Origin of the sequence: Roseateles sp. (genome assembly GCF_031397715.1) — a bacterium.
In the GTDB taxonomy this organism is placed as follows: Bacteria; Pseudomonadota; Gammaproteobacteria; order Burkholderiales; family Burkholderiaceae_C; genus Paucibacter_A.
Genome location: NZ_JANNMI010000299.1, coordinates 1 through 8,270, shown reverse-complemented (window position 1 = coordinate 8,270; position 8,270 = coordinate 1). Strand labels below are relative to the sequence as shown.

Genomic DNA, 8,270 nt, shown 5'->3' with positions numbered 1-8,270 from the left:
AGCACCCGGTTGTCGGTGATCATCTTCTCGGCCTTGCTGAACTGGCCCGAGCCGCGCTGCGGGTACCCGCAGCACAGGTAGCCCGGTGGCAGCACGGTCTGCACGCCGGCATGCCACAGCATGGCCTGTGTCGCCAGGCCGACCTGGCTGAACAGGCGTTCGCTGCCGCATCCGGGGAAGTAGAAGACGGCCTCGGTGTCGGCGGTGGTGGCCTGCGGGTTGCGGATGATGGGGACGTAGTCCTTGTCCTCGATGTCCAAGAGCGCGCGCGCGGTCTTCTTGGGCAGGCCGCCGGGCAGCTTCTTGTTGATGACGTGAATCACCTGCTCCTTGATGGGTGCTGCGCCAACCGTGGCGCGCGGCGCCGCCGTTTGCTTCTTGGCGAAACGCTTCAAAACATCGTGAGCCAGGCGCTGCGCCTTGAAGCCGACGCCGACCATGGCCGCCCGCACCAGCTTGATGGTCTGCGGGTTGGTGGCGTTCAGCATGAACATCGCCGCCGCATTACCGGGCCGCCAGGTTTTCTGGCCCATCTTGCGCAAGAGGTTGCGCATATTCATGGTCACATCGCCGAAGTCGATGTTGACCGGACAGGGGCTCAGGCATTTGTGGCAGACCGTGCAATGGTCGGCCACGTCCTCAAACTCCTGCCAATGCTTGATCGAGATGCCGCGGCGGGTTTGTTCCTCGTACAAAAAAGCCTCGACCAGCAGCGAGGTGGCGAGGATCTTGTTGCGCGGTGAATAGAGCAGATTGGCACGCGGCACATGAGTGGCGCAGACCGGCTTGCACTTGCCGCAGCGCAGGCAGTCCTTGATCGAATCGCTGATCGCGCCGATATCGCTCTGCTGCATGATCAGCGACTCATGGCCCATCAAGCCAAAGCTGGGCGTGTAGGCATTCGTCAAATCAGCCGGGTTCACACCACCGCGCAAGAGCTTGCCCTTGTTGAAGCGACCCTCAGGGTCGACCTTGGCCTTGTAGCCGGCAAAACCCGCTAACTCCGAGTCCAGCATGAACTCCAGCTTGGTGATGCCGATGCCATGCTCGCCCGAGATCACACCGTCGAGGCTGCGTGCTAGCACCATGATGCGGGCAACGGCCTCATGCGCCGTCTGCAGCATCTCGTAGTTGTCCGAGTTGACGGGGATGTTGGTGTGCACATTGCCGTCGCCGGCATGCATATGCAGGGCGATCCAGACGCGGCCGCGCAAGACCTCCTTGTGGATGCGTTTGCACTCGTCGAGGATGGGCGCAAATGCGCCGCCGTTGAAGATCAGCTCCAGCGGCTTGAGGATCTCGGCCTTCCAGGAGGCGCGCAGGCTGTGGTCTTGCAGCTGATCAAAGAAGCTGCGCGCGTCGGCCTGCTCGGCGTCCAGCCCATCCAGCCAGCGCCGCCATTGACCGCCGACGCCGTCCAATAGCGCCAGCGCTTGCTGCACCCTGTCGCCCAGCAGCTCGGCGCTGGGGATATCGCCGGCGTCGTCGCTGCGGCCCAGCGGCAGGCTGCTCTGCAAGAACCACGTCTTCAGTGCCCCCACGAAGGCGAGCTTGTTGCGCAGGCTCAGCTCGATATTGATGCGCTCGATGCCCAGCGTGTACTCGCCCATGCGCGGCAGCGGAATCACCACGTCCTCGTTCACCTTGAAGGCGTTGGTATGCCTGGAGATCGCCGCCGTGCGCTTGCGATCGAGCCAGAACTTCTTGCGCGCATCGGGTGAGATGGCCACAAAGCCCTCGCCGTGGCGGCCATTCGCCAGCCGCACCACCTCGGAGGTGGCACGCGCCACCGCGTCGGCGTCCTCGCCGACGATGTCGCCGACCAAGACCATCTTGGGCAGGCCGCCCGAGGACGCGCCGGCCAGATTGGCGCGCTTGCTCTTGGTGCTGTAGCCCACCGCCTTCAGATAACGGTCATCCAGATGCTCCAGGCCGGCAAGAACAGCGCCGCCGGGCCGCAGGCTTTCGGCGAACATGTAGTCCCGGATGTCGACGATCGCCGGCACGCAGTCCTTGGGATTGCCAAAAAACTCCAGGCAGACGGTGCGGACATGTGCCGGCATTTTGTGCACGACCCAGCGCGCGCTGGTGATCAGGCCGTCGCAGCCCTCTTTCTGGATGCCGGGCAGGCCGGCCAGGAATTTGTCGGTGACGTCCTTGCCCAGGCCTTCTTTGCGAAAGGTGCTGCCGGGGATGTCGAGGCGCTCGGTGCGCTCCAGCTTTGTTCCCGAAGCGTCGAAGTAACGCAGCTCGAAGCTGGCCGTGGCCACATCATGGATCTTGCCCATATTGTGGTTCAGCCTTGTGACCTCCAGCCACTTGGCATCCGGCGTCACCATGCGCCAGGATGCGAGGTTATCCAGCGCCGTACCCCACAGCACGGCCTTCTTGCCGCCGGCATTCATCGCCACATTGCCGCCGACGCAGGAGGCCTCGGCCGAGGTCGGGTCGACGGCGAACACAAAGCCATGTTGTTCGGCCAGGTCGGCGACGCGTTGCGTGACCACGCCGGCCTCGCTCCAGATCGTCGCCACCTCGCGGTCCATGCCGGGCAGGGTCAGCATCTCGACGCCGCGCAAGCCTTCCAGCTTTTCGGTGTTGATGACGGCGCTGTTCCAGACCAGGGGAATGGCGCCGCCGGTGTAGCCGGTGCCGCCGCCGCGCGGGATGATGGTCAGACCGAGCTCGATACAGCCCTTGACCAGGCGCGCCATCTCGGCCTCGGTGTCCGGGGTCAAGACGACGAATGGGTACTCGACCCGCCAGTCGGTCGCGTCGGTGACGTGCGAGACGCGCGAGAGACCGTCGAACTTGATATTGTCCTTGGCGGTGGTTTTACCCAGCAGCTTGGTGGCACGCCGACGCAGCTCGGCCACGGCGTCGAACTGAGCGGCAAAGCCGGCAATCGCGCCGCGCGCCGCGCTCAATAGCTCACCGACCGATTGATCGCGCAAGGCATCGGTACTCGGGTCGCGGCGCAGTTCGACCTCGTGCAGCCGGTGCTCCAGTGCCTCGATCAAGAGGCGTCGGCGCTTCGGGTTGTCCAGCAAATCGTCTTGCAAATAGGGGTTGCGCTGCACCACCCAGATATCACCGAGCACCTCGTACAACATGCGCGCCGAGCGGCCGGTGCGGCGCTCCTGGCGCAGCTGATTGAGCAGCTCCCAGGCGGGGGCGCCGAGCAGGCGGATGACAATCTCGCGGTCCGAGAACGAGGTGTAGTTGTACGGAATCTCGCGCAGGCGTGGCGCAGGCGGTGCAGCATGGGCGAGGGTCAGGTCTTGTGTCGGGACAACAGACATCAGCGGAAGCGGTGCATTCATGGCGGCCGGGCGCGTTGGAGCACCCATGGTTGGCTGCTGAGCGGGCATCTGGACAGACCCGCTCAACAAGGCTGAGAATTTTTTTTGCAAGAGTGCGGCTGGGCTTGTGGCTCCGCGCTTGCTGATCTGAGCCGAACTGCAGGGAATACCCCATGCACCCCGGGCGCCGATCGTACCGCAGCGCAGCAATCCGGCCGGCAGCCCAGGGCTAAGACCTTCAATGTTTTTGGCGATGCCAGCACAGAAGCGGTTGGCCAACTGCTACATCTCTCACCAAATTGGGCAAGTCAAATTTTTAGGTGCCCGAGCGCCGACCCTCAAAAGCCAACTTAACTTCACCTGTGCACATCAGATTTTTTGGAATTCATTAGAGGCCAAGCCTGTTGTTAAGGACATCAAGGAATAGCATGGCCGCCAAGTAAAACATCATCAGAGCTGTCCCAGTATCCAACGCGCGCCAAGCCAAGCGGGTCTGGAACAATATTCTAAATCGGGTACTCCCATAAGCCAGCGCGTTGAACCAGACCAAGGAAGCAGCCATCGCGCCAAGAGCGAAAGGCAATTTCTCGCTTTGTATTTTCCCGCCCCCAATAGCACCAATGATCACCACGGTATCAATCCACGCATAGGGATTGGCAAAAGCCAGCACCATAGCCGTTCGCATCAGGCCAGGGGCGGATGCTCCTAAAGCAGATAGTTCCATCGGCATGGACGTATCTCGCAGGGCCGCGAACAAGCGCCCAGCTCCAAACCAAACCAAATATAGTCCACCGCCAAGCAGCAAGGCCGACATGGCCCTCTTATTTTCCTCAAGGTAGGCGCCAATGCCGGTCATCCCCACGGCAATCAAAAAGACATCGGCAAACACAAAGAGCCAGACTATCCGCCAAATTATTATCCCACTGAGCCCATGCTGCAAGATCAAGCTATCTTTGGGTCCAATTGCGGAAAATAGTCCAAAGCCGATAACAAAGCCTTCGACAAAAATTATGCTGGGTAGTGCTGGCATAAATCAACAGGTCAAGCTGAAGTTTCAATATTGGCAAGTTCCAAAATTCGATTTCCGAATTCGGTGTGCCGCTCATTAATAAACTTCAAAATACTTAATGGTGCCTTACGGTAAAAGCCAAACAAGTTCTGATTCACATTTGGATTGGTGAAGTAGATCAGCGAGCTTCGTTCCACGCTATGGTGCGGCATCAACACCGCATGGTAGCTGGCGGGAATCGCCTGGTCTGATAGCTCCGTGAGAAGTGACCCAGAGAGAACAGCAAGTTCGTTCTTCAATAGCCGGACGGGTTCGATCGCCTGACCTTTAACTAAAACCAGACCGTCGTGTGTTGGCTTGATAAACGAGAGCAGGTGCCCATCCTCGTGAGGATTCTGAGCGAATCGTCTCTTTGTGCTTTGCTCTTTTGCGCTATATGCGCACAACTGCAAGTATGACGCGGAGCGCATCATATTCAGGGGTTGCGCATCGAATGCGACGCATATTTCCCGCATGATCGCCTCCGCCATCTGGCTAATTTCGGCCTCATAGGCCTGAACAGCTTGCATAAAGCTGCTTTGAACAAATGGATGGTGGAGCCGCTTTGAGAGGTTGGAAGGCCAATAGAAAAAACGCTCACAAAGATCGGGTTGGCGATTTTCTATGGAGAACTCGCTGCCAAATGGTAGAAATCCGTCAGTGTCCCCTGAAAAGCTAAAATCTGTTCTTGTTGACTCAGCAATCGTGCGAAACGTACCTGTCAGATACGTGAAGTTGGCCAAAAGCTCAGGCGACATTTGGATGGTCGCAAAACCAGTGCCGATGATGGCATTGTTGGATTTTTTATAGTCAATCATGATTTTCCCCCTGTAAATGTGAATTGGCACCGACTTGTGTCGGTGAAAGAACTGGAAGCAAAATGGCTTGACACGACAGCGACACAATTGAGTTGTACTCCACATGCAGCTTCGAACCGATTTCCAGAACGGCCCATTCTTATTGATTCGCGACATAAGGAGGTTCTCTTTGGCGTACACTTTGTCTACTTTGGTGGATAGCATCAACATGCGTGATCCGCTGCATAAGGTCAGAGTGAAGGTTAAATATCCGAGTAGCCCATGCATGAGAATTCAAACGAAACATTACAAGTCCTGCTTTCTCGCCGCAGCCGGGAACTCGGCAAGACGATGACTGATATCGCCGCAGATGCAGGTATGGCGCGAAGTTATCTGTATCAACTCGCCAGCGGAAAAAAACGAGACCCATCGGTGCGGACTTTGTTAAGTTTGGCTACCGCGTTGGCCATTTCGCCTTTGCTACTATTTAGATTTTTTGCCGAGCTTCAGGGTACAGCCTCTTTTGCAGCAACGGCCTTACCAACTAACCAAGCAATTGGTTTACGAGATACCAACGACATCGCCGTTTTTAATGCAGATGTAACGACACCGGACCACGCAGTGCTGGCTCCAGGTGAGACATTCCACAAGGTCTGGGAGTTTCAAAACCTTGGTTCTATACCCTGGCGTGGCCGCAAGCTGGTGCGGGTTGACGGAGAATATGTAGTCGCTAAGAAACTGCCTGGTGGCGGTCTTCAGCCTGTGCTTGATGCGCATCTGACAAGCTTGCATCAGGAGGTCGAGGTACCCACCACCATGCCGGGACAACCCGTGCGTATTGAGGTGGTCTTTTCAGCACCGAAAGAAACCTGCACCGTGGCGTCAGTTTGGCGACTGGAGGATGGGAAAGGGTGCCCTTGCTACGACGCTACGTTCATTTGCCATGTGGTAGTTACAGTCATGGCAATCGACCGGCCATAGTGTCGATTCGGCAGGTGGCATGACCCTGCTTTTCACAGATCAAACACGGAGACACAAACCCATGACATCAAAGCACCTCGCCGCCGCGACCTTGAGCCTCTTGCTCGCCGGCCTAAGCCCCCAAGCCCAAGCGCAGACCGAAATTCAATGGTGGCATTCGATGGGCGGCGGCCTCGGCGACTGGGTCACCGATCTGAGCAAAGAGTTCAACGCCAGCCAGAAAGACTACAAAATCGTGCCCAGTTACAAGGGCAGTTACGACGAGTCGATGACGGCGGCGATTGCCGCCTTCCGCGCCGGCAATGCGCCGCATATCTTGCAGGTCTTCGAGGTCGGCACGGCCACCATGATGGCCAGCAAGGGTGCGATCGTGCCGGTTGGCGAGGTAATGAAGCTGGGCGGCGCAAAATTTGACGCAAACGCCTATGTGCCGGCCGTGTCAGGCTATTACACGGCGCCGAACGGTCAGATGTTGAGCATGCCCTTCAACAGCTCGACGACGGTGTTCCACTTCAACAAGGATGCGCTGAAGGCCGCCGGTGTGACGACCCCGCCCAGCACCTGGCCCGAGGTGGCGCTGGCCGCGGCCAAGCTCAAGGCCAGCGGCCACAAATGCCCGTTCACCACCTCCTGGGTCAGCTGGACTCAACTGGAGAGCTTTTCGGCCTGGCATAACGTCGAGTATGCGAGCAAGAACAACGGCTTCGGCGGCCTCGACACACGGCTGGCCTTCAACACCCCGCTGCATGTGCGCCATATCGAGAACCTGGCCAATATGAGCAAGCAGGGCCTGCTGATTTACAAGGGCCGCGGCAATGCGGCGGATGCGACCTTTGTCTCGGGCGAATGCGCGATGATGACCGGCTCATCCGGCATGTACGCCAATATCAAGAAGAACGCCAAGTTCGCCTCCGGCATAGCACCTCTGCCCTACTACCCCGACGTGGCGGGCGCGCCGCAAAACACCGTCATCGGCGGCGCCAGCCTGTGGGTGATGGCCGGCAAGAAGACGCCCGAATACAAGGGCGTGGCAGCGTTTTTTAGCTTCCTGGCCCAGCCCGAAGTGGCGGCCGCCAGCCACAAGCGCACCGGCTATTTGCCGGTTACCAAGGCAGCGTTTGAGCTGACCGACAAGAGCGGCTTCTACAAAGAAAACCCCGGCACCGATGTGGCCGTCACGCAGATGATCCGCAAGACCACCGACAAGTCGCGCGGCATCCGCCTGGGCAATTTCGTCCAGGTGCGCACCATCATCGACGAGGAAATGGAGCAGGTCTGGGGCGGCAAGAAAAGCGCCAAGGAAGGCCTGGACGCGGCCGTGCAGCGTGGCAATGAGCAGTTGGAGCGCTTCCAGAAGGCGAACGCCGGCGCGGCGAAGTAACCCAACAGTTCAGCAGCCGTGGCAGTCGAGAAACGCGTTCAATTCAAGGCCTCCTGGCTGCCCTGGCTGCTGCTGGCGCCGCAGTTATTGGTCATCACGGTGTTCTTCTTCTGGCCGGCGGCACAAGCCCTTTTACAGTCGTTGCAGAGGCAAGATGCCTTCGGCCTGTCCACCGAGTGGGTGGGGCTGGAGAATTTTCAACAGCTCTTTGCCGACCCTGGCTATCTGGCCTCCTTCAAGACCACCGCCGTGTTCTCGCTGCTGGTGGCCGGCAATGGGCTCGTGCTGTCTTTGCTGCTGGCGGTGATGGCCGACCGGGTCGTCAAGCGCGCCGGCGTCTACCGCACGCTGTTGATCTGGCCTTACGCGGTAGCACCTGCCATTGCCGGCGTGCTGTGGCTGTTCATGTTCGCGCCCTCGATCGGCGTGGTGTCCTACTGGCTGACGGCGATGGGCATTCCCTGGAACCATCTGCTCAACGGCGACCATGCGATGACGCTGGTCGTGATGGCGGCGGTGTGGAAGCAGATCTCCTACAACTTCCTGTTCTTCATGGCCGGCCTGCAGGCGATTCCCAAGTCCTTGATCGAAGCCGCCGCGATCGACGGCGCCGGCCCCTGGCGGCGCTTTTGGACCATCATCTTTCCGCTGCTGTCGCCGACCACCTTCTTCTTGCTGGTGATCAATATCGTCTACGCCTTTTTCGACACCTTCGGCATCATCGACGCCGCCACCCACGGCGGGCCCGGCAAAGACACGTC

6 protein-coding genes are annotated in these 8,270 nt (G+C 59.1%); 3 read left to right on the top strand and 3 right to left on the bottom strand.

Features of this window, described 5'->3' with window-relative positions:
• The 3 genes from RMO57_RS12975 to RMO57_RS12965 form a co-directional block, all read right to left on the bottom strand.
• The coding region (locus tag RMO57_RS12975; RefSeq protein WP_414896421.1) for a DUF3683 domain-containing protein at window positions 1-3,323 on the bottom strand (3,323 nt) is incomplete at its 3' end.
• Between the two features lie 367 nt (window positions 3,324-3,690).
• On the bottom strand, window positions 3,691-4,332 hold the full coding sequence (locus RMO57_RS12970; protein WP_310387234.1) for a LysE/ArgO family amino acid transporter: 642 nt from the start codon (window positions 4,330-4,332) through the stop codon (window positions 3,691-3,693).
• 11 nt (window positions 4,333-4,343) lie between these two features.
• On the bottom strand, window positions 4,344-5,168 hold the full coding sequence (locus RMO57_RS12965; RefSeq protein ID WP_310387233.1) for a 2OG-Fe(II) oxygenase family protein: 825 nt from the start codon (window positions 5,166-5,168) through the stop codon (window positions 4,344-4,346).
• 261 nt (window positions 5,169-5,429) lie between these two features.
• On the opposite strand from RMO57_RS12965, the gene RMO57_RS12960 reads away from it, so the two are divergent.
• From RMO57_RS12960 to RMO57_RS12950, 3 genes are all read left to right on the top strand, one after another.
• A complete protein-coding gene (locus RMO57_RS12960) occupies window positions 5,430-6,128 on the top strand; it encodes an NBR1-Ig-like domain-containing protein (protein ID WP_310387231.1) in 699 nt (232 codons plus the stop codon).
• A 61-nt stretch (window positions 6,129-6,189) separates the two neighbouring features.
• Window positions 6,190-7,509 (top strand): sn-glycerol-3-phosphate ABC transporter substrate-binding protein UgpB, encoded by a 1,320-nt coding sequence (gene ugpB / locus RMO57_RS12955; protein ID WP_310387229.1) that lies wholly within the window; start codon window positions 6,190-6,192, stop codon window positions 7,507-7,509.
• Between the two features lie 18 nt (window positions 7,510-7,527).
• Window positions 7,528-8,270: ABC transporter permease subunit (locus tag RMO57_RS12950; protein WP_310387227.1), on the top strand; the 743-nt coding region annotated here is incomplete at its 3' end.

Bases quoted from the DNA above. Each gene is read 5' to 3' on its own strand.
- RMO57_RS12970 (WP_310387234.1), bottom strand. From the start codon at position 4,332: ATGCCAGCACTACCCAGCATAATTTTTGTCGAAGGCTTTGTTATCGGC.
- RMO57_RS12965 (WP_310387233.1), bottom strand. From the start codon at position 5,168: ATGATTGACTATAAAAAATCCAACAATGCCATCATCGGCACTGGTTTT.
- RMO57_RS12960 (WP_310387231.1), top strand. From the start codon at position 5,430: ATGCATGAGAATTCAAACGAAACATTACAAGTCCTGCTTTCTCGCCGC.
- ugpB (WP_310387229.1), top strand. From the start codon at position 6,190: ATGACATCAAAGCACCTCGCCGCCGCGACCTTGAGCCTCTTGCTCGCC.